Below are 287 nucleotides of genomic sequence, written 5' to 3' on the forward strand. Positions count from 1 at the left end.
GACGAACAGCGCCAGGCATAGCGCGTAAAAGAGAACCGGCAGCTCGAACTGGTTGATCAGATTGTTGGCAACGGTGACGCTCGAGGCCGGCTCGGTCGAGCGGAGCTTGTACTGGCTGATCCTGGCTTCGCCCGACTTCAGGGCACCATAGCGCCGCTTCAGCATCACCAGGTAGACGATGTAGACCAGGAGCACATGCGCCAGCATCGGCCAGAAGATGGCGGTCTGGTGCATATGTGCGCTCCTCCTCCCGTCAGCGCCGCTGCCCGGCTAGCGCGAAGACCGCG

General features: G+C 62.7%; 1 protein-coding gene. It reads right to left on the minus strand.

Translation table 11 applies throughout. The features are described from left to right. The coding region (locus EN874_RS33270; RefSeq protein WP_348631840.1) for an MAPEG family protein at positions 1-234 on the minus strand (234 nt) is incomplete at its 3' end. Positions 235-287: the final 53 nt, after the last annotated feature.

It is taken from the genome of Mesorhizobium sp. M1D.F.Ca.ET.231.01.1.1, assembly GCF_003999155.2.
In the GTDB taxonomy this organism is placed as follows: Bacteria; Pseudomonadota; Alphaproteobacteria; order Rhizobiales; family Rhizobiaceae; genus Mesorhizobium.